This window comes from Amycolatopsis magusensis (assembly GCF_017875555.1).
Taxonomy (GTDB): Bacteria; Actinomycetota; Actinomycetes; order Mycobacteriales; family Pseudonocardiaceae; genus Amycolatopsis; species Amycolatopsis magusensis.
In genome coordinates, this window is the sequence record NZ_JAGGMS010000001.1 from 9,348,005 (window position 1) to 9,368,123 (window position 20,119).

At 67.6% G+C, this 20,119-nt stretch carries 11 protein-coding genes; 2 read left to right on the plus strand and 9 right to left on the minus strand.

All coding sequences use genetic code 11. The features are described 5' to 3' along the window. Positions 1-37: 37 nt before the first annotated feature. The 4 genes from JOM49_RS42265 to JOM49_RS42280 form a co-directional block, all read right to left on the minus strand. A complete protein-coding gene (locus tag JOM49_RS42265) occupies positions 38-1,354 on the minus strand; it encodes a tetratricopeptide repeat protein (protein ID WP_245369653.1) in 1,317 nt (438 codons plus the stop codon). Beyond that, entirely contained in the window at positions 1,351-2,556 is a 1,206-nt protein-coding gene (locus JOM49_RS42270) for an ATP-binding protein (RefSeq protein WP_209670465.1), read from the minus strand. The genes JOM49_RS42265 and JOM49_RS42270 overlap by 4 nt, the downstream gene beginning before the upstream one ends. Beyond that, positions 2,553-2,996, minus strand: a complete 444-nt coding sequence (locus tag JOM49_RS42275) for a hypothetical protein (RefSeq protein WP_209670467.1) — start codon at positions 2,994-2,996, stop codon at positions 2,553-2,555. The genes JOM49_RS42270 and JOM49_RS42275 overlap by 4 nt, the downstream gene beginning before the upstream one ends. Before the next feature lie 150 nt (positions 2,997-3,146). Next, positions 3,147-3,962 carry a TetR/AcrR family transcriptional regulator C-terminal domain-containing protein gene (locus tag JOM49_RS42280; RefSeq protein WP_209670469.1) on the minus strand — a complete coding sequence of 272 codons (816 nt, stop codon included), beginning with the start codon at positions 3,960-3,962 and terminating at the stop codon, positions 3,147-3,149. A 33-nt stretch (positions 3,963-3,995) separates the two neighbouring features. Between JOM49_RS42280 and JOM49_RS42285 the strand changes: the two genes are divergently transcribed. Both JOM49_RS42285 and JOM49_RS42290 read left to right on the plus strand, forming a co-directional pair. Next, positions 3,996-5,699 carry a right-handed parallel beta-helix repeat-containing protein gene (locus JOM49_RS42285; RefSeq protein ID WP_209670471.1) on the plus strand — a complete coding sequence of 568 codons (1,704 nt, stop codon included), beginning with the start codon at positions 3,996-3,998 and terminating at the stop codon, positions 5,697-5,699. 469 nt (positions 5,700-6,168) lie between these two features. After that, entirely contained in the window at positions 6,169-6,420 is a 252-nt protein-coding gene (locus tag JOM49_RS42290) for a helix-turn-helix domain containing protein (protein ID WP_281068349.1), read from the plus strand. A 77-nt stretch (positions 6,421-6,497) separates the two neighbouring features. Here JOM49_RS42290 and drmC read toward each other — a convergent pair whose 3' ends face one another. From drmC to drmD, 5 genes are read right to left on the minus strand one after another with little or no spacing between them, the layout of a single operon-like run. Continuing rightward, a complete protein-coding gene (gene drmC / locus JOM49_RS42295) occupies positions 6,498-7,232 on the minus strand; it encodes a DISARM system phospholipase D-like protein DrmC (RefSeq protein ID WP_308159049.1) in 735 nt (244 codons plus the stop codon). Continuing rightward, positions 7,204-9,228, minus strand: coding sequence for a DrmB family protein (gene drmB, locus JOM49_RS42300; protein WP_308159050.1), 2,025 nt, complete (start codon positions 9,226-9,228; stop codon positions 7,204-7,206). Before drmB ends, drmC begins: the two co-directional genes overlap by 29 nt. Then, the gene (gene drmA, locus JOM49_RS42305) at positions 9,225-12,905 is read right to left on the minus strand and encodes a DISARM system helicase DrmA (protein ID WP_209670477.1); all 3,681 of its coding nucleotides are present in this window, start codon (positions 12,903-12,905) and stop codon (positions 9,225-9,227) included. The genes drmB and drmA overlap by 4 nt, the downstream gene beginning before the upstream one ends. Then, the gene (locus tag JOM49_RS42310) at positions 12,902-16,822 is read right to left on the minus strand and encodes an Eco57I restriction-modification methylase domain-containing protein (protein WP_209670479.1); all 3,921 of its coding nucleotides are present in this window, start codon (positions 16,820-16,822) and stop codon (positions 12,902-12,904) included. The genes drmA and JOM49_RS42310 overlap by 4 nt, the downstream gene beginning before the upstream one ends. Then, complete coding sequence (gene drmD / locus JOM49_RS42315) at positions 16,819-20,112, minus strand: DISARM system SNF2-like helicase DrmD (RefSeq protein ID WP_245369654.1); 3,294 nt, start codon at positions 20,110-20,112, stop codon at positions 16,819-16,821. The genes JOM49_RS42310 and drmD overlap by 4 nt, the downstream gene beginning before the upstream one ends. Positions 20,113-20,119: the final 7 nt, after the last annotated feature.

Sequence of the window (20,119 nt, forward strand, 5' to 3'; positions counted from 1 at the left end):
ACGCGCCCCGGCCAGGTCAAGCCAGGAGAGCACGCGGTCAGCGACGTGCCGGGGACTCCTCGGTCTTGCGGGGTGCCGGTCGCGGGTCCTGACCGCCGAAGTCGGCCACCCGGTCCCAGAGCCAGTCGGCCATCGACGCGGCGACGGGCTCGTCGGGGTGTCCCGGCCGGCGCTTGACCAGTGCCCCGAACGCGACGAGGACCAGGTACGCCCCGGCGTCGTCGGTCATCACCTGTTCCCAGATCTCGTTCTCCGGCCAGTCCGGGTGCGCTTCCGGGTCGGCCTCGATCTCGGCGCTCATGGCGAGGATCTCGGCGGCGGACAGCAGGCGGAACGGCTCGGCCAGCCCCCACGCGGCGCCGGAGCCGGGCTGCTGGCCGTCGTGCCAGGCCACCAGATCCTCCGCTGCCATGGAGCCGACCTTGTCGGCGTCGGGCTCATCGGCGATCGAGACTCCCGGACGCAGGGTGGCTCGCAGTTCGGCGGGCAGCACCTCGTCCAACGCCGCCAGCGCGGAAGCCAGGTCGATGCCGAGCAACTGGTCCCGGAGTTGCCGCCACGCCAGTTCGATCACCCCGGTGCGGCGGATGTCCTCCAGGCCGATGTCCTGGTCGTGCGCCTTCTCGACGACCTGCTTGATCGTCCGGGTCGTCGTCACCAGGTACTGCATCTGCTCTTCGGTCGGGTACTCGCGCAGCAGTCGCAGACCGAGTTCTTCGGCGTCGTCGAACCGGTACTGCACCAGATAGGACCAGCCGAGCAGCAGGGCGACCCAGGAGTTCGCCGCGTCGGCCCGCATGGCCTCCTCGGCCGCGGGGACGAACCGGTCGGGCGGGGCGAAGCTGCCCAGCAGGTACACGGCGCGTTTCCCGAGCGCCTGGGGCAGATCGTCCGCCGCCGTCCGGGAGCAGAGAGCCACCGCCTCGTCGATCTGGCGCCACCCGTCCTCGTGCTCCCCGCAGAGTGCCTGGGCGGACCCCAGTTCCATCCAGTCGTCCCAGTCCTCCTGTTCCTCGGCCAGCACGGTGTGCGCCCACCGCAGCGCCTCGGCGTGCTCGCGTTCGGCGAACGCCAGGTGCCGCAGGGCGCGAGCCGCGTTGATGAACTGGTTGTCGCGGCGACCGGCCACCTGGAGGTAGAGGCGCCGCGCCTCGGCAGCGTCGCCACAGACCTCGCGGTGGTTGCCGAGCAGCAGCGACACACTGCTGCGCTCCGGCTGGACCGCGAGCACCTGCATCGCCAGCTCGGCGACCTTGGAGTGCGTCGGCTGCGCGCCGAAGAGCTCCCAGGCCAGGTCCAGGCTCCGCTCCACGGCGGCGCTGTCGTCGAAGGCCGTGCGGCCGGAGTCGTTCATCGCATTCCTCGCTGGGCTCGGTACGCCCGGAGCTGGTCGAAGGTGCCGTCGTCGACGCCGAACTCCAGCACCGGCGCCACCTGGTTGAACCAGGACGTCGTGGACGGGGTGATGCCGCCGACCGCGGCCAGTACCGCGTCGGTGGTGACCGGCACCAGCTCACCCCGGCTCATCGACTCGACCATCGCCTGCTGCAGCACGGTGGTCGTCAGGTGGCTGAGGTCGGCGCCGGAGAAGCCCTCGGTCGCCGTCGAGACGGCCATGACATCGACGTCGGCGGCCGGTTTGCCCTCCAGCGCGCCCTTCACGATCGCCGCACGGGCGACCGCGTCCGGCGGCAGCACCAGCACCGTCTTGTCGATCCGGCCAGGGCGGCGCAACGCGGAGTCGATGTCCCACGGCCGGTTCGTCGCGGCCAGGAAGTAGACCCCGTCGTTCGCGCTGTCCACGCCGTCGAGCTCCTCCAGCAGCTGGGTGACGAGCATCCGCATCGACTGCGACCCGCCCCCACCGGAGGTGCGCCGTCCGCCGAGCGCGTCGAACTCGTCGAAGAAGATCACGCACGGCGCGGCCGCGCGGGCGTGGCGGAACACGCTCCGGATCGCCTTCTCGCTCTCCCCGATCCACTTGCTGAGCAGGTCCGCGAGGGTCACGTGCAGGAAGGAGGCGCCGAGGTCACCGGCGATCGCCCTGGCGATGAACGTCTTGCCGCACCCGGGTGGGCCGTACATCAGCAGCGACCCGCCCGGCTTCTGCCCGAACGCCGCCGCCAGCTCGGGGTTGCGCAGCGGCGCGAGGAACGCGGTGTCCAGGTGCTGCTTGACCTCGGCGAGCCCCGCGACGTCGGCCAGCGTCACCGCCGGGCGCTCGGCGTCCCACAACGACGCCGACCCGGCGGCGCTGTGGTCCTGGCGGTCCTCGTCGGCCGGAGCCGGAACCGGGTTCGGCCGAGCCGTCCCGGCCGCGGGCTCGGCGGGTGGCGGCACGTTCGAGGCCCGCATCCGCGCCGCCATCAGCCGGGCGCGCAGCATGCGGATCCGCTCCGGAGCACCGCCGAAGGCCTCGAACGCCTCCAGCTCCATGGCGGCGCGATCCGGGTCCTGCTCCAGCAGCAGCGTGACGAAGTCCTCGCGCAGCGCCAGGTTGCTGGGATCGGCCTCCACCTCGCGCGCGATCACCTCGACGAAACTGTCCTCGTTCACCGCGCAGCTCCTTCGATCCAGCTTTTGAGCAGCCCCAGGTTCGCCAGCGGGATGTGGTGCCCGATCCGCGGGTGGTCCAGCACCACCCCGACGACGCCGGCCTTGCCGAACGCGGCGACGTAGTCGATCGCGGCCGGCATCGGCACACCGAACAACGGCGCCGTACCACTCTCCGAATCGACCAGACCCAGGCCGCGGGCAGCCTCGCTCGCCCGCTCGGCGCTGCTGTAGAGGCAGATCATCGGCCCCTGCTCGGAGGCCGCCGCGTAGGGCCGGGGCCGGTCGGCCGCGCCCCGCGCGATGAAGAACCAGTGAGCCAACCCGGTCACCTGCCGCCACAGCGCGATCTCCGCCGCCGTGTCCCCCGCCGGCGCGGCCTTGACCGCCTCATCCAGCCGGTCCAACTCGGCGACCACCGCGGGGTCGTTGTCTCTGGTCATGCGGTTCTCTCTCGTCTCTGCGTCCGGTTTCAGAGCAGAGCGAAGCATCCCGCGCCGACGAGTACGAACAGGTGGTCGAACTCGTCACCGTCCCGTGACCCCACGGGCGCCCCGGAAAGCGCCGCCTCCACAAAGGACCGCGCTGTGGTGTCAGCGCTTCCGGCTGCGGTAGGCGCGTTGCTGGCAACTTCGCGAGCAGTAGGCACGCGGACGGCCCGAAGCGGGTTGCTCGATCGGCTCGCCGCACACCGCGCAGGTTTCATCACGGGTTCCCTCACGCTGTGCGATGCGCAACTCGACGCCGTCGAGCAGGAGCGCCAGACCGAACTCGAACGGGTCCGGCTCCTCGAAACCGCCCGTCTCCCACAGCGCGGTGAGGGTCGGGTAGCGGCTCATCCGCGACCAGAGCCCGTCGCGCGCGCCCCAGAACTCCTCGTCGCTCACCCCGCTGTCCCGCTCGGCGCGCGCCGTCTCGGCCAGCGCCAGGGTTTCGGCGTCGAGGAAGCGGCCGAGCAGGCCCGCCACCGCCACGACCTGCGCCGGCGGCAGAGGGGTGCTCGCCAGGATGCTCAGCAGGTGCTCGTAGTACGCCAGCGCGTTCGGCCCCGGGAGGTGCCGCGTGCTGCGCTCCTCGGCCAGCCACGGGTGAAGTTTGCGCAGCTCCCAGCCGTGCCGGACGGCCGTCTCCAGTCGCTCGCGCCACGGGGCGCCGGGGTCGTCGGGCGCGGGCGCGTCCAGGACGGCGTCGCGCATGAGATCGACCAGGTGCTCCCGGCTGGGCACGTGCCGGTACAGCGACATCGTGGTGAAGCCCAGGCGCTCGGCGACCTTGCGCATGGACAAGCCCGCCAGGCCCTCGGCGTCGGCGACCGCCACCGCGGCGGCCACCACCCGGTCCGGGCTCAACCCCTGCCGCGCGTCCTCGCCGCGCCACAGCAGTTCGACCCGCTCGTTGTCCTGCGTCACCGAACACCTCCTGTTTATAGTATAAATACGTTTATGGCATACACAACAGAAGTCCACCTGGCCCTCGACGGCGACGACACCGGCCCCGGCACCCCGGACCGGCCCTTCGCCACGATCGACCGGGCGCGGAGGGCGGCCCGGGAGGCGGCGGGCGACGTGGTCGTCCACGTGCGGGCGGGCACCTACCCCGGGCCGTGGGAGTTCACCGAGGAGGATTCCACGCAGGACGGTAGCCGGATCACCTATCAGGCGCACGGGTTCGGCACCCCCGCGCAGGACGAAGTGGTGATCGGCGGCGGACGGGTGATCACCGGTTGGCGGGTGGGTGGAGACGGCGTCTGGGTCGCGGACGTCGGCACGCTCGACACCCGCCACCTCACCGTCGACGGTCGGCGCGTCGAGCGGGCCGCCATCGACGGAATCCCGGGCGAAGTGAGTGAAAACGAGTCAGGTTACGTCACGGATGCTCGCCTCGACTGGCGAGCGGGCGTCGAGTTCGTCCACCGGGGCGTCTACCCGTGGACGGAGGCCCGGCTCGCGGTCGAGTCGGTCGCGGACGGCACGATCACCATGAAGCAGCCCGCCTTCTCCTGGGCCCGGCAGCTCTACAACTACTCCTGGGAAGGCCAGACCTCCTCCGGCCCAGGCCTGCCGACCCGCGTGGAGAACGACCCGTCCTTCCTCACCGAACCGGGCACGTTCGCCCTGGACCGCTCCCGCCCCGGCGAGCACGTCCTGCACTACCTCCCGCGCACCGGCGAGGACCCCGCCGTCACCCGGGTCGTCGCTCCGGAACGGGACACCCTGCTGGTGGCGACGGGGGCCGGCGGCCTCTCCTTCCGCGGCCTGGTCTTCGCCGACACCACCTGGCTGCGCCCGACCGGCGACCGGGGCTTCCTGCACTACCACGGCAGCGGCTTCCACGACGGCGGCCGGATCGACACCGTGGTCGTCGTGGAGGGCCAGTCCTGGCTGACCGTCACCGGCGAGCCGGAGACCGTCCCGGCGTGCGCGTCCCTGGTCGGGACCACCGGCATCCGGTTCGAGGGCTGCCGCTTCACCCGCCTGGGCTCGACCGCGCTCGGCGTCACCGGTGGCACGGACACCGTGGTGCGCACGTGTGGGTTCGACACCCTCGCCGCCGGCGCCATCACCCTGACCGGCACCCACCGCGCGGTGGTCGAGGACAACGAGATCCACCGCGTCGGGCTCGACCACTCGGGCTCGCCCGGCATCGCCCTCCTCGACACGGTGGACTGCACGATCGCGCACAACCGCGTGGACGACGTCCCGCACTGCGGCATCGTGGGCGGCCCGGCGAAGGGCACGCGCATCCTGCACAACCACGTCACCGGTTCCATGGGCGTGCTGGCCGACGGCGGCGGCATCTACGTGTCCGGGCCGCAGGGCGAATCACACGAGGACGGGGCGGTGGTGCGCGGCAATGTCGTGACTGACACCCGCACCCCGTACAACTTCGCCCTTTACACCGACTACGGCGCCGCGTGGGTGACGGTGGCGGACAACGTGGTGCGGCGCGCCGACAACACCGCCGTGCTGCAGGTCCACCCGCCGCTGAACAACGTGATCTACCGCGGCAACGTATGGGACGCCGACCCAGTCGGCAGCGACGCCGTCCCGGACTCGGTCACCTACGAAAACAACACGACCCTGACCGACGCAGCCGCCCTGGACGCCGCCGAGTCACACACCCAAGCCGGCCCTCGCCACCCCTAACCCCACCCGGCCCGCGCCCCCTCCACGGGTCGCGGGCCCCGGGGAGCGAAATACAGTCGTAGTGGGCGCGCCACCGACGAAGTCCCGCGCACCGCCCGCCTCCACAAAGGACCGCGGCACTAGCAAAGAACCCCAAGGTGGCCTAACCCGAACACCGGACCACAACCCTTGGGGTTCCGGGGGCGAAGCCCTCCGGGCGGGGCGTGGGGGTTGCACCCCCACAAAACAAAACGAAGCGAGCAGATCGGCGCTTCCCGCCAATACAACTCGCCCCGAGCGACGTGGACCTTGGGGAGCTTACTCAAACATAAGAGATTAGGTTAGAGCCCTGGAAGAGCTCCGAGAGGAGCTTCCCAGCCTCGATACCCCAGAGTCGACGTCGATCAAGCGCGACCGTCCCGGCCGCGCCCGGCAACTCGGCACGGAGCAAGTCGAGCAGCTGATCGCCGACTACCAGTCAGGCGCGACCGTGTACGAGCTCGGTGACCGGTTCGGCATCGAACGGCGAACGGTCAGCAACATCCTCCACCGGCACGGCGTGCCGATGCGCCGCCGCGGCCTCTCGCCCGACCAGGTCGACGACGCCATCCACCTCTACAACCTCGGCTGGTTCCTGGCACGGGTAGGCAAACACCTGAGCGTCGACCACACCACCGTGCTGACCAAACTCCGCGAACGCGGCATCCCCACCCGCGACACCCACGGCCGACCACGAGTCTGAGCGTCACCGAGACCAGGTCGGGCAGGGTTGAATCTGGTCGTCAAGCTGGCCGCCAGTAGTAGGCCGGTCAGGGGCGCTTATGTGACAAGCACTTGTTGGTAAAGCAGGTCTTCGGCCTCGAGCAGTTCGCGTTCGACGGCCTCGGTGAGGGGGCGGTCGTCGATGAGCACGCCGAACTCGACGTTGCCGTGTTCGGCGCTCCACGAGTAGTTCGCACTGGTCACCAGCAGGAACCTATGGTCGATCGCGAGGAACTTCGCGTGGTTGCGCACGCTCCCACCGTCGAAGACCTTCGTACGCAGGACGACGGCTGGCCACAGGTGCGTGGCGACCTCAGATGTGGTCGGCGCGCCCCGCCCCGCAGCTGCCGCGTCGAGGTACACCCGCACGGTCAACTCCGGCCGTCCGGCGGCCTGCCGCAGGGCTTGCCACAGTCCTGAGGAGCGTTGAAAGTTGAAAGTGGAGCAGGTGATGGACTGCCGTGCGCTGTCGACAAGGTGCGGCACGGAGGCGGTGAGCGGCCCACTACGCGCAAGATGCCCCGGCATCGTCCACAAGGGCGTCGCCGAGGTCGGGGCGGACCGTGCGCCTTCGACGGCCCGCAGGACGGCGATACGGGACGCCGGAGAGCCGACGGCCAGCAGTGCCCGGACCGTTGCGCGGTTCCCTGGGGCGACAGCCCTCAGCGCGCTGGTGAGGGTGTCGCCGTCGGCGAGCCGGTCCGCCAGCAACCCCGCCTCGGTTCCGGTGAGTCGCTGACCCAGTTCCCAGGCCGCCGCAGGGTCAATCGGCGCGTCCGAAGAACCCAACACCACTCCCAGGGAGGTCGACGAGGAAGCGCCGGTCGAGGAACCGGTTGGCCCTTTCACATGAGGTCTCCGACGCCATGACACAGCAGTGGCAGGCGGCGCCGTGCAGAAAGTCCTCGGGGTCCTGTGGGGTGCGCATCGCGCAGATTGGGTCTGAGGAGCATCGGGTGGCCCGGTACAGCGCGCCGGATACAACGCGTTCGAGCCGGTCGGGTTCACTGAGCTGCACCAGCCCGCCGAGGGTGCCATCGCTATCGGAGGCGGTCGTGCAGATGAGCAGCCCGGCCGCCGCTTCGCGGCTTTCGGACTCGGGCCAGGCGTACAGCCGTTCGCTCAGACTGGCGGCGGAGTAGCCGCACGTCATGGCCAATTCACGAATCAAGACGTGCGCGAAGGTGTGGATGAGCCAGTAGCGCGGCGGCCTGAGCCGGGTGTCGGGGTCGACATCCTGCGCGGTCTCGGAGAAGCGACGGTAGAAGTTGCGTCGATGCGCCTCTCGATGGGCACGCCAGATGTCCGTTGTTTCGATCCGCGTTTCCCACGCCGCCACGGCCGCCTCGTCGAGCTGCAGGTAGATACCCTCGCCGCGATCTTCCGTTGCCACCGTCCACGCCGGGTAAGGCGCTCTGGTCAGCGGGGCTAGGCGTTGGGGCAGGTCACCGACCCGGTCCATGTCGTCGATGCGGGTGAAGCCGACGAGCGCGTTGACCTTGCGCAGCCGTTCGACGGCCAGCACCCTGGTGATCTCCGGTCGCAGCTCGGGACCGCGATCCCGCCGGGACAGCGTCAGCCCGCTTACCTCGTCCTCGTGCCGGAGCCCGAGCGGGTCCTTGAGCAGGTACTGCCATTCTGGGACGAGCAGGTCCACCGGATCCCACTGCTTGGCCCAAGCGTCCAATTCCTGGGCCGATTCCGGCGGCAGGAGAGCAGTCGCGACGGCCTGGGCAAGCTTGTCGTCCGAGAGTTCGGCGACGTCGACCTTGCCGTCGAGCACGTCCCGCAGGGTGTCCAGGTCGTCGGCGTACTTGGCGAGCTTCTCGCCCAATGCCACGCGGATGCGCGCGGCGAGGTCGCCGGTCTCTTCCTGTGATGACTCGGGCATCACGACGATCGACTGTGTTGCCGGGAACCAGAGGTTTGACGCGCCGACGAGCATGAGCCGCGCTTCGTTGCGGCATCCCTTGGGTTCAAAGGCGTCGAGGTGAGGATGGCGGCCACGGCAGCGTGGAAGCTTGCTCTTGCCTGCCTCACCCTGAGCTTCGTTCATCCCTCGCCGTGCGCCGCATGACTCGCATGCGATCACAGCCGATGCGCCTTTGCCCGCAGTGCGGTCAACCATCTTCAGCGCCGGGAACTCCGCCTGGGGGCAAGGGTTCCAGTGGTGTACCCACTCGTCGTAGGGGAACTCGTCGAGGTGACCGTCCACGCAGGCCAACAGATACCGGGCGGGCACCGCCGTGCGCCGGGCCGGCTTACGAGTCCGGTTGCCCGACCTGCCGGTGCACTTGGCGTGCTCGAAGCAGGCCAGGTCGGCGCGAAACGGGTGGGTGTTGGTATACGCGAACTGCGAAACCGTGCCCAGCATGTCGCATCCGGTGCAACGCAGCCATTGCGGAAATACCCGGGCGGGCACACCGAGGTCATCGCCCTCGGTGGACAGGCTGATCTTCTTCGGTTGCCACGGGTGGAGGCTCAACTGCACGTCGCGGGAACGAAGCAGCTTCGCCACGACCTCCCGCAATCGGGGCGCCCGGACCGGTCGGATGCCATCGCGGCGCCGCCAGATCCGATCCCAGTCGTCCAGGCCAGTCGGCATGATCGTGAACTGCGGCAGGTCCATGATCGCGCCGGGTCCGTAGGTGTAGAGCAGCGACGACGGGCGGCCCGAGCCGACCTTCGCGCGGTTGTGCTTGGCCGCCTTCTCAGCCTCGCGCTCGGCGTCGCCCAGTGGGTCGACGGGGGTCGCGGCGTCATAGACGAACCGGGTATCGACGGTCACGGATTCTCCTGAGGTGGTTCCCACCGCGGTGCTCCGGGCGGCGCGATGTAGGCGAGGTTCTCCCTGATGGGGCTCACCAGGAGGTTGATCTCCGGCTGCACCTCTCGCATCGAGTTGGCCACCACGAACGGCGGCGCGTCCCGCGAGTCCGCGCGGGATTTGGCGTTCTCCGCGCTCATCATTAGCGCGTCATGTCGTGTGTCGTCGGTGACTTTCTCGTAGACCAGCGACTTCCGGTGGTCAGCCAGATACTTGCGGCGTTTTTCCCAGTGGTCGAGGCGGTTCACCAGTTGATCTCGCGCCCGGCGGGCGGCGTCCTCGTTCGACGCGCCCAGCACCCGGCTGACCAGGGCGTCGATGAGGTCGACGACGAAGTCGCGCCGGCTGTCGATGCCGCCCGCGTTGTGCTCGGGGGAGAGTCCTTGTGTCTCCGCCGCTTGCAGGACCCGCGTCGCGCTGACCAGAAGGCCATCCAGTCCACGGTCGAGTGAGGTCGCCGAGAACGGCGTGACCGACAACGCCTCGACCTGGGCGTAGAACGTCTCGTGGTAGTGCCGGAACTGCTCGAAGTGCGCCAGATCGCGCGGTCGTGCCCAGTTGCCCAGCGACACCACCAGGCCCGGCCGGGTTGCGTCCCGGCCGACGCGCGAGGACGCCTGGATGTACTCGGCGGTGTTCTTCGGCTGGCCGACCACGAGCATCAACCCGAGCCGGGTGACGTCCACACCGACCTGGAGCATCGACGTGGCCAGCACCGCATCGAACGGAGCGACCTCGCGCGTGGGCACCGGCTTCTTCGCCTCTCGCGAGGCCCGCAGTTCGCGCTTGCCGGCCGTGGAGTCGAACCTGGGTTCGAAGCTCACGGCCATCTGGTCCAGCGTCGCGGTGATATCGGCGCTGGCAACCCGAGAGGTGAGCTCGGCGACGTGCAGCGAACCGAAGTTGGTGCCGGTCCGGCTGGGCAGCAATGACCACGGGCGGCGCTTGGCGAGCGCGGTCTGGATGTCGTCGCCCATGTACCGCGCCATGCCCGCGAGTTCGCGGGTGGCGCTGAAGTACGCCACCAGTGACAGGTACGGATCAGCCGCCTCGCCGCAACGGTCGAGCAGCAGTTGGCCCGCCGCCATCAGCACCTCGGCCACCCGGATCTCGGCGGTGGTCAGGCGGACGCCCGTGGTCGACAAGCCGACGTAACGCCGTCCGGGGAACTTGTCCGAGATTGGTTCTTCCTTGGAGAAGAACGTGTTGCCCGCGTCCAGCACCTGCGGCGGAAAGATCGTGATATCCCGCCCGTACAGCGCTTTGACCTGGTCAGCGGCGTTGCGTGCCGTCGCGGTGGACGCGACCAGCAACGGCCGCACCGTACGGTGGTCAGCGGTTCGCCATGTGGTCATCACGTCGATGGCGACCTCGAACAGCCCGACCGTGGTCCCGAGCGCACCGGTGATCAGGTGCAGCTCATCCTGGATGACCAAATCCGGCGGGCGCAGCCGGGAGGCCGGACGCACCGCGGCTGCGGGAAGGCCGTCCTTGGCCGGGTGCTTGTTGCCGTCCTTGATGTCGCAGTGCTTGTAATCAGGGTGAACGAACCCGTGCCGCTCGCACCGCCGCGACACATACCCGAACAGGGATGCCGCCTCGCCTTCGCGCGCCAGCCGGGCGAACTTGTCGACCGTCGCGATAAGGAACGCGGGCACGAGCCGGTAGATCTCCTCGTCCACCGTCAGCACCGGCAGTCCCTCCGCCGACGTGCCGCCCTCAGCGAATGGACACTCGGCCAGGTCGTCGCCGCAGTAGACGTGCACTCGTCGGTTCTCGGCCCTGGCTTTCACATCCCCTGGCCCGATCCGGGTGCCGCACCAGGGACACCGCTGGATCTGCAACACGGTCAGCCGGTAGTTGCCGCCGGCGTTGTTCGCCCGCGTCAACTGTTGTTCGGCTTCGTCGAACCGCTTCGGGCTCACGTCCGTTCCGACCCACAAACCGATCCGGAACGGCTCGGCCCCCCACGTCGCCACGTCGTCAAGCCGGGCCAACTCCGCGGCGCACACGAGAGAGGTGGCGCGTTGAAACTGCTGGGCCGTGAGTAGTCGCAGTGTGTACCGCATCAGCACCGCGATCCCGGAATTGCCGTCCAGCGGGCCGTCCGGTGTGGACACGATGCCCTGGCGCCGCCGAATGGCGAACGTGTACGCGGCCAGTCCGAGGTACGCCTCGGTCTTGCCGCCACCAGTGGGGAAGAACAGCAGCTGGGCCTTCGGATCATTGCTGGAACGCCGCTGCGCCGCCGGGTCGGTCAGCATCGGCAGCTGCATGAGCACGAACGCCAACTGGAAAGTGCGCCACGAGTGCGCCTTCGGCCCCTGCGCGAGGACCGCCGCCCGCGCCTGGCCGATGCTCTCGCCGGGATTGCTTGCCCGGCGCTGGGCCACTTGCGTTTGAACGCGCTGATCGGCCATCACGCGGTTCATGAACCGGAAGCACCGCAACGCTTCGTCGTCGGTGAGCAGGTGGTCAAGGCCATCTGCGAGCTGCCGTTGCACCTGCTGCGCTTCTCGTACCAGTTCGATGCCGTCCTCACGTAGGTGCTCAGGCAGCGCCTCGGCTCTGGCGAGTTGCTCGTCGAGCCAGGTGCGGTATCCGGCGACGACCGGCTCGAGCCCAGTCCGCAGCTCCTCGCGGCTCGCGGCCTGCAGTGCCCGCATATCCAGCAGCGCTGTCCCGATCTCCTCGGCGGTGGTCTGCGGGGTCTGCACCGTCGGCAACCAGGTCGTCCACACGGCACTGGCGCGCCGACTCTCGCCGGACGCCTTCCAGTCGACCGAGCAGGTGCGCCCGATGGCGAACTCCAGCCGGTCACGATACTGGAGCCTCAGGCGCCGCAGCTCGTCGTCCCGTTCCTCGCGAGTATCGGCCAGCCTGTCGGAAACCGGCAGGAAAACTTCGCGGCCACCCGCTTCGACCAGCAGTTTTGTTTGATACAGCCAAGCGTTGACGGGAATCTTGCGCGGCGCGACCCGATCGTTGCACAGCGCCACCTCGATCAGCTTCTTCCCGCCCTCGACGTCGTCGTAGCGGTCCACCCTGAGCACAACGGTGTCCCGCAGATGGATCGTCGTCGTATGCGCGGGGTCGAGCTTGGTAACGCTGATTGTCTTCTTGATCTCGATGGGTGTGCGCTTATATCGGCGAACGGTACTTTCGCTGTTCTCCCGCTTCTCTTTGGTCGGCTCGTACTGTCCCCACGAAGCGGTCACGGTGAACTCGCCCAAGTCGTCGGGGATCTGGCAGCGCAACCCCATCGACGCCGGGATCATCAGACCGCGCTGCTGCGGCTGATCCTCGACATTGTCCTCGTCTGCCCCCGCACCGCTCTCGTCTACAGCGGTGACCGGAACCCCACGGCTCTCATCAGCGTCGGTCGCGTCACCGACGTCGGTAGCCGCCTCGGCCTCGTCGGCGTCCGACGGGTCCTCCCGCCCAGACGCCAACCGCACCGGCGCGATCCGCCCCACAAGGTAGGCCACGTCCGGCACACCATCGAGGACTTCCTCGGGGCCGTTCGCCGGGCCGAGCAACTCCCGTTCCAGGATGTCGACCAGGTTCTCCCGTACTGTGAGCGACTCCCTGGTCGGCTCGTACGCGAGCCGATACTGCGCCTCTCGCGGGGCGGTCACTTGTTCTCCCTATCGTCCGCAGGACGCGGCACCGCCGTTTCAGCCGGAGCTTGCGCGCGTCGGTGGTTTTCTTCGAGGAGCCGATACAGAAGTTCATCGCGTGACACCGAGTCCACAGTAAAGCGCGTCAGGTTATTACGCTCATGAAAGTCATAAGTCGGTTGAACATCTGCCCAGTCAAAAATGGAGAGTACCTCTAAATCTAGCTCAACGAACAGCGCTCGAAGCTCGTCGATCTCCGAGGAGCGATGGTTCGCATCACTGAAAGCGTTCATTACCGGCCTGAGTCCGCCGCGCGCTTGGCAAAGTTTCTCCAGCGTCACTTCGAATTGCATCGCCGCATCAGTGTGCAAACTCGTGACCACCCAGGGAAATGTATTAGAAAGCCTGCGAGGCGCATAGCTTGGATCATCCCTTGTTGTCGCGCCGTAACTGAGAACCCAATGATAGTGAAGACTCGATGCCACTTGTGCATAAATAGACCATTCGACAGTCGGGAATACGACCACTCCCATGTCAATTCTGGTGTCCGTCGGAATCCAGCGTGGCATCAATAGGTTACTGGTGCGCGGAATAGCAATCGCACGTTCCAGGCCGCGCAATCCACCGTAAAGAGCATTGGCGGAGCGCTCGAAATCCCACCATCGCTCACGGCTGGCCTTTGTTGTAGGCTGCTCGCGCCACGGACGTTGGTTTGCATTCAGGTGCGCCCACAATGGGCCCGCCAGCCTGGCTTCACCTTCAGGCAGGCCGTTGAGGTCGATCAAGTACTCTTCAGGTTTAGCGGGGTTGCCCTGCGAAAGGTCGACTGCCCGAATGTATGGAAGCAGCCTTGAAGTCAATTCAGGGTGTTGGCGTAGCCATTCTTGTGCACGATCCGCGGAAACGCGGAACCCGTCACCGTTAGGATAGGTCCCAACATATGAACGAACGGGCAAGTTTCTCGCGGGTTGCTTCGGGTCGCCGACAAGACTCTTGCCCTGGATTGCCATGTTATTCTTTGTGATCCACATCTTGATCACCGACACCGAGGCTCCGTCGGGTCCCCAATCGAAGGCTTCTGAGGCGCACGCCAGGCTTGCACCACTCGATAACACTTGATCAAGACCCACAGTCTTGGTATGCGACTGTGAAATTGATTTGGTAACAACAATGCCAATCTCCCCTTCGGATGAAAGGAGGCTGGATTGGCGGAGCAGGAAGTATGCGGCGAGGTCAGCGTCACCTGTAACCCTTGCCGCGAGAACTTCTTTGAGGTAATCGCGATAGTTCTTTCCGTAAAACGTTGTGATCTTCTTGCTGTGAAGAAAGGCTGGGTTGCCCACTATTGCGTCGAAGCCGCCGCGTTCCATCACATCCGGCACCATGAGAATCCAGTGCAGAGGCTTCCAGCGTTCGTAGTCTGTGCGCACGGTCGGGGTGAGTCCAGCATCGAGGATGCCATCAAGCATGGTGCGGTCGGCCCCGTTGTGCGCCAGGTTCAGCGCCCAACTGAGATTTGTGTACGCGGAGTTCAGGTGTTTGCCTGGCTTGCCGCCGTGCTGAAGCCCGGTGGCGATCACCGCGTCGCCGATTTCGGCAAGCTCCGCGACGAGTTCGCGGTACTCCCGCCACTGTCGGCGCTTGGTGGTCGCCGAACGCTGCGGGTCGGCGTCGTTGACCTCGGTTGCGAGCTGCCTGCGCAAGGTGACTGCGCGCTGCAGCGTGCTGTCGACGTCGGGCTGGAACGGCATCTGCCGTGGGAGGTCAGGATCGATGTGTTGATACTTCAGTTGCAGGACGTCGGTGAGGCCGAGCAGGGAGTTGCCGTGCAGGATCTTGTCGTCCACGAAAGAAAACGGCAGTTTCGGGTCGAGCGACACTAGCCAGAGCGATAGTTTGCACATCTCCACCGCCATGCCGTTGATGTCCGCCCCGTACAGGCAGGTCGCCACCACGGTCCGGATGGCGTGTGTCATCTGCTCGTGCGGCGTACCAACGGCCGCACCTTCACGCTGCCACGCCTCCACCAACCGCTCCGCCAAGTAGCGGGCAGCAGCGACGAGGAACGCACCCGAGCCGCAGGCGATGTCGGCGACCTTGAGGTCGAGAATCCGCCACGACTCCTTCAGCACCCAGCCGTCCACTTGTTGGCGCGGTCCGGGGTCGTAGACGAGGGGTTCCAGTGCGTGCAGCACGACCTCCTCGGCGAGCGACCGGGGCGTGTAGTGAGCGCCCGCCGTCGCTCGTGACGGCGTCTCGGCCAGCAGTACACCTCCGGGCAGCACGACTAGGGGTCTGTTGCGCAGGTCGCGGCGGATGATCCCGACGAACGGTCGCAGCCGGTCCCGTAGGTCCGCGTCAGCGGTCACCGCGCGCAGCGCGCGTTCGGCGTCCTCGACCTTGTCGTTGTCCCGGTACGCCTTCGCTAGTGCGGCTTTTCTAGTCTTGAGGTGCTTGCCGGCGGCGGGCTGGTGTTCGATGACCCAGGCCAGCAGCGCGCCGACGAACGCGTCGAGTTTCGGTTCGGTCGCCGCCAGGTCTTCAAGCACCGTAAGGGGAATCTCCGGTTCGTCGCCTTCCTTGCCGATAAGTCCGACCGTCACCTCGTCGACCTCGGCGCACGAGTAGCCGAGCAGGCCCTCGTAGATGTAGCCGATCTGCTCGACATCGATGTCGCGGAAAGAGATACGCCGAGCGGGCTGCCCCTTGAGCTCGGCGAACTGGACGGCGCGCAGCACCTCCAGCATCACGCGGTCGGACACCGTGATGGCCAATGTCTCTTGTGGACCGCGTGCGGCGAGGAACGGAAACCGGCCGGAATCGAACAGCGAGCCGCCGTACGACGGCAGTCGAATGTCTTCAAAGGACGCTCCCCGGTACAGCGCCTGTGAGGTGGCAAGGAGGCGGTGCCAGGTTAGGTGGGTGGCGTCGAGGGCTTCGCTGCCTTCTTCGCGAGCGCGGGCGTCAAGCGCGTCCAACTCCTCGCTGATGCCATATCCGAGGGTGAACAGGCTGCTCTGGGGCAACAAGTTGCGTTCCTCGGCGAAGAGCAGGAACACCACCCGCATCATCACCGTGACTGCTGCCTCGTACACGTCCGCCCGCTTGGTGGGCAGAGGGTCGGGGCCGTCCGCGGCCAGCGCGGCTTCGGACAGCGCCTGCACCAGCAGCTCGACGGCGCGGCGGACCTGCGTGCCCAGTGCCTCGGTGATCTCCTCGGCGGCGGCGACCGACTCGCCGAACAGCGCGGTCAGCCGGTCCTCGGGCTTGCCGCCAAGCAGCCGGCGGCGCTGGAGCAATTCGATGAAGGCGTCGCGGGTTTGCGGTTCCTCAATCCACGTCTGTGCGTCCACGATACCCGACGCGACCATGGTTTCCTTGCGAGCGCTGACGATCGCCCACCACCGGCCGTCGGTGACGAGACCGATCGGGACCGCGTTGGCGCGCAGCAACTCTTCGAGCCGGTCGATCGGGGTGTTCGCCCACCCGTCGTCAAGCGGGTCGCGCAGGGAGTCGACCGGATCGACGACGAGTACCAGCGCGCCAATCGTGTCGCCGTGCACGAGTGCGCCGGTCGCGCGCACGGTGACGGCATGGTCGGGAGACCGTACCTCGTCCCTCTGCGTGGCGGCGGTGTAGGAGTCGCGCCACCCGAGCACGTCTCGCAAGACGACATCCGCCCAGGTGTCCCGCTCCTGACGGTAGAATTCGAGCGCGGCGGCGTCGTCCCGCCGTTTGTCCCAGTTCTCCCATGCCTTCTCAAACGCGACCTTGGCGTCTTTTAGCGCCGTGATGGCGTCCTTGGCCGGCACTGGCATGCCTTGCGGCCATACCCGCCTGAGCACGGGTATGGCGAGGAATGGCCCGTCGGTGTCGACGAGTTCCAGCCATCGGCGGTGTAGGTTAGCTCCGGTGGGCGCGGATCGATGGTTCATGCCCGCACCTTCCCGGTCTCGGCGTCGGCGGGGGTCAACGCGAACACGACGGCCGCAGCTGACACGTGCGGCCGGATGTCGCGGTAGCGCTCGCCGATTGCGGCGACCTCCCGCTGTTCTTCGTCGTCCAGGCTCACCTGCCGGTCCTCCATCGCCCGCAGGTCCCGACGGCGCTGTGCCTGCTGGTCATCGGTGAACAGCTTCTCCTCCTCGGCGCGGATTTCCCCCGACAGCCGATCGCGGGACTCGCGCAAATTGATCCGGAACGCGCCGAAAATCTCGCGCACCCTCGCGATGTCGGAGTCCCGGCGCTTCTGGAGCGCTTCGGTGACCTGTGTCTGGCGGGACTCGGCCTTGCGGGCCATGGCGGATAGCAGACGGTTGCGCAGTCGCGAGCCCTCGGCGTTCCACAGGTCGGCCAGTGCCGTGCGCACGTCCTCCCCGGCGAGAGACAGGTTCTCCGCGTCGAGGGTCGCATCAAGCACTTCTTCCACCTTCGCCTCGGACATGGTGTTGCCGTGCACTCGGATGCCAGTGAGGAAGACCTCCTCGTGCAGTCGAAGTCCACCACGGCCGACCAGGACCAGCCGTGACACCGCCGCCACGCATGACTGGGGAAGGCCGTCGGCCACGACGGCGGTCACCCGATGGACCGGGGAGTCGATCCCGAACAGGGCGCTCCGCAGTACGCGGGTGGCGCGCTGCATGAGGGCGTGGCCGAGGTGGATGTGAACCAGGTCGTGCCGGCCCTGCGCGGCCTTGTCGTCGAACGTGATCGGTCGCAGCGTGTCGGGCTCCAACCGGGTGTCCAAACCACGCAGCGCGGGCTGCCACGCCGACCCCAGCCCTGGAACGGCGAACACGGCCGCGTCGGTGTCCTGGGCGAAGGAGAAGTCCTCCAGCAGCGGGGGCTGGGCGGTGAGCGCGAGCGCGGCGTCCACGACTCGGCGGGCGTTCGCCGGGGTCAGGTGCATTTCCACCTTGTGCTCGTCGTAGGTGCGGGACAGCTCGGTGAGCCGACGGTTGAGTTCAAGACCACCGGCGAGCGCGCGGGTGATGACCGCGTTGCCGTCGTCCGGCGCCGCGGGCTTGGCCTTGCGGCCTCCAGCCGCTGGGCCGAAGTGGTTGCGCACCTCGAAGTCGACCACCTGGTTGACCGAGCCGAGGTCCGCGGCGACGGTCCCGATCTTGTCCGCGATCCGCTCCACAAGAAACCGCAGGTCGCGCGCGTACTGGGAGTCGGCGGAGTCGGGCACGAACCGATAGATCTGCGGGGTGTTCCGCTGGCCATAGCGGTCGATCCGGCCGATCCGTTGCTCCAGCCGCGACGGGTTGAACGGGATGTCGAAGTTGACCAGCCGGTGGCAGTAATCCTGCAGGTCGATGCCCTCGCCAGCCGAGTCGGTCGCGACCAGTACCCGCACCGGGTGCTTGGCGGGGTCCTCGGTGAACTGCGCCCGGATCAGCTCGCGCTCCTCTGTCGGGGTCGAGCCCTGGATGGTGGCCAGCACGTCCCGGTAACCCCGCTGGATCAGGACATCGACGATCCACTCCAATGTGGCGGCGTACTCGGTGAACACAACCACTCGCTCGTTGATCCACGTCCGGCCATCAGGGCGGCAGGTCGCGTCCAGGAACTTGATCAGCGCCTCCAGCCGTGAGTCCGGCCGGTGCTCGTAGCGGGAGCCCCACCCGATCAACGATTCGATCTCGCGTCCGGTGGCCGTCACCAAAGGGTCGGAGCCCTTGCTGTGTCGGAGTGCGGTGAACTCGGGGTGCTCGGTGGCGCCTTCTTCCTCGTCGGACTGGCCGCTGCCCAGCACCTCGGCGTAGTACTGCTCCTCGTCGTCGAGGGCGAGTTGGTGGCCGGTGCTCGCGGCCTGCTCGTATTGCTCCAGCGTGCGGGCGAACGACCAGGGGCTGGACAGGAAACGCTTCTTCAGCAGCATCGCCACCAGGCCGCCGGAACGCCCCTTGCCGTTCGTGCGTGCACTGTCGGTGAGGATGCGATCCAACAGGGCGAACTGACGCTGCTCATCGTCGCTTGGCGTAAACACGATCGGCTTAAGCTCCCGCTTGCGGAAGTCCTTCTCCGGCAGCTCGGTCTTCAGCCTCCGGACCGCGACCTCCCGCAACGCCCGCTCGTCGAGATTCGCGCCCCGGCTGAAGCGCCGTCCGTCGATCATCTCCAGTAGCGCGGTGAACGACTCCGAGTAGCCGTTGTGCGGGGTCGCGCTCAGGAACAGCCGGTGCTCGCACTTGTCCGCCAGTGCCTTTGTGGCCGTCGTACGCTGGCTGTCGACGGCGTAACCACGCCGGCCGGGCGCGGTAGTCGGGCTCGCCGGCGCAACATGATGGGCCTCGTCGACCACGAGAACGTCAAAGGCGAACCGCCGGGCCGAGGCGGTGTCCGCGACGTCAGCGAATACGTCACGCAACAGCCGCTGCGCACGCAGGGTTGGCAGCCACGACATGCTGACGATCACCCTGGGGAACAGCCGGAACGGGTTCGCGGCCAAACCGTGGCTACGTCGCACCCGCGCCAACAGGTCGCTGTTGACGATGACGAAGTCTAGGCCGAACTTCTCTCGCATCTCGTCCTGCCACTTCAGCGCCAGGCTCGGCGGGCAGACGATCACCACGGACCGGGCACGATGGCGCAGCAGCAACTCCTGGACCACCAGACCGGCCTCGATGGTCTTGCCAAGACCGACGTCGTCAGCGAGCAGCAGATTCGTCCGCGAAGACTGAAGCGCCCGGCGCAGCGGTTCGAGCTGATACGCCTCCACGTTCGCGCCGCTGCGGAAGGGCGCCTGGTAGGAGTTGGCGTCAGCCGAGGTCACCGCACCCCAGCGCACGGCGTCGACAAAGGCGGCCAGCGTGTTGGGGTCGTCGAACGCGTCCAGATCGATCCTCTCCGGAAGTCCCTGGTCGGGCGCGACGGTGTGGCCAACCTCCAGCTCCCACACAACCGTGAGCTCCTGGCCTAGTCGGTCCTCCTCCAATGACTGGAGACTCACCACGTGCGTCAGACCAGCGGCGCCCTCGTCGGCCGGACTGCGCGGCAGTCCCTGCTGCCGGACCGCCGCAACCGCCCACGTCGACCCGCGGACGTTCACCACTTGGCCGAGCTCCGGGACAGGCGGCATCACCGGCGTCCCAGCGGCGTCCGCGCGCTTCCCCTGCTCCGCCGTGATCGTCACGTTCATCCCTTCGTCGGTCACCGAAGCGCCATCTTTCTCTCGACTTGCGATTTTCGCAAGTCGAGAGCTAGTGTTGCCGGGTGTCAAGTGTTCC